This is a genomic window from Cobetia sp. SIMBA_158 (assembly GCF_046566945.1).
Classification (GTDB): domain Bacteria; phylum Pseudomonadota; class Gammaproteobacteria; order Pseudomonadales; family Halomonadaceae; genus Cobetia; species Cobetia amphilecti.
Map to the genome: position 1 here is coordinate 1 of NZ_JAWJYL010000025.1, position 1,987 is coordinate 1,987.

At 48.6% G+C, this 1,987-nt stretch carries 1 protein-coding gene; it reads right to left on the reverse strand.

Annotated elements, in window-relative coordinates:
• Nucleotides 1-359: 359 nt before the first annotated feature.
• Nucleotides 360-1,424, reverse strand: a complete 1,065-nt coding sequence (locus R2R70_RS18770) for a LysR family transcriptional regulator (protein WP_410978721.1) — start codon at nt 1,422-1,424, stop codon at nt 360-362.
• Between the last annotated feature and the right edge of the window lie 563 nt (nt 1,425-1,987).

Sequence of the window (1,987 nt, forward strand, 5' to 3'; positions counted from 1 at the left end):
AGATGGCGATAGCAGTGGTTCATGGCAACACCGTACCTGATGGGTCACGTGTTGCACTTGGTCATTGAGACCGCCGACGTCGAAGTGTGTCAAGCCATGGTCCATGGCAGCTCTACCCAGCCCTCTTAGACTCGCCCATTACCTCGGTAGGTAGCGTGGCGATCCATCGCTTCCTGGCCCCAGCGTATTACCAAGACCTGCCGCAGGGCCTGCTACTTGGAGCACTGTCCGACGGCAATTCCCCCAGCGTCAAACGCTTGGTCGGCGCCCATCGCGAGACCTAAGTTTCTAAAGATTTAGAAAGTTGTCATCAGAATGAACAGATGAAACAGTACGGGACGGCATTTGCCGTATCGTTTTCATTGAGAAATATCCGAATCGTCAGATAGCACCGAGTTATCTGTCAGATCAACGACTAGATCGCGCAAATGGTTGATTATCTCCTGTGCGACAGGCGACAGTGGGTCATTGCGACGAGTTATGATGCCGTAGTAATCAAGAGGTTTACCAATCACACGCTTGAGTATCGCGTACTGACCACTTTCAAGCGGCCGTCGTAATACCGAACGTGGCAAGACCGCCAGCATGTCGGATACTTGTAACAATTGTAATGTCGCCTGGATCGAAGTGGTCTCGACAACATCGTTTGGCGAAGTTACGCCCTCCTCAGCCAATGCAGCTTCAAATACGCTTCGCATAGGACTACTCAAAGGATGCAGAATCCAAGGCCAGCGACTAAGTAACTCGAGGTCAGGCACTTTATCATCTAACACCAATGGATGATCATGTCGTGCCACCAACCTCAGTGGTTCATTAAGTAAGGGTTCGAAATCGAATAGGTTGTGTTGGCTAATATGAGTCAGTCGACCAATTACCAAGTCAAGCCGCTTGCACTCGAGTTCAGCTAATAGCCGATCACTTGTCTGTTCTTGTAAGTCTATTGATAATCGCGGCCGTTGACGCTTAAGTCGCGCAATCGCCGCTGGTAGAATCTCAGGCGCCGCCGCAGGAATCGTGCCAATCAACAGCTGGCCATAGCCTCCTTCACGTAGATCATTAATATCACTGACAAGGCGATCTGCATCATTTATCAGTCGCCATGCATGGCGAATTACCTGTTCTCCAAGCTCGGTAGGCTGCATGGCACGCGGCAGTCGTTCGAAGATAGCGAAACCAAAATATTCCTCGAGATCACGCAACATCTTGCTCGCTGCAGGCTGGCTCAAATGCATCATACGAGCCGCTGAATGCATATTCTGACTCTGCGCCAGCGTTGTGATTAATGTCAGATGCTTAAAACGTAGCCAACCACGAAGGCTAGAAGATGACAGCTTTTCCATTATCACGGGAACCCATTGCAGTGCGAAAAATCTATACTCGCAACGTGCCAGCATCATAATGACTTGAAAGGGATACTGGGTCACAAGCTCGAGTTAGTATTTACTGAGAACTCATCATAATCTAATGTAGTTTTTCAGCAAGCCTTATTATAGCAGCATAGTAAATCTTTTTCTTTGACACTAAGAGCATGGTCACTAATGGAGACCCTCAGACTCGGATGATGACGAAGAAATAACGTTTAGCCCAAGACTTAGCTAGGAGGCACTCAGCGCGCAGTCTACCAGATTTACTCGCTGAAGGCAGCGTGTAAAAATATTAGCTAGGTAAATTATATTGAAATATTAGGATTGTAGACCGCGAGTTGAGCAGACATGCAGAGCTCCGATGACCGATGACCGATGACCGATGACCGATGACCGATGAAGTGTTCACGAGGACGCAGTGTGAGATCCAAGAGATGAAGCGTAAGATCGGTGGTGGAGTAAGAGAAGAAAATATTATAAAGGCTATTACTCTCTTGACGACGGACTCTCGGAAGAATTCTTATTAATCTAGCGGTTTAAAGGGAGGGCGGTCTCAAGTTCCAAGCGCAACGCTATTGAAGGGTGCTCGGACCGCCGACGGATTTCTTGAGCACCTCGGCGTA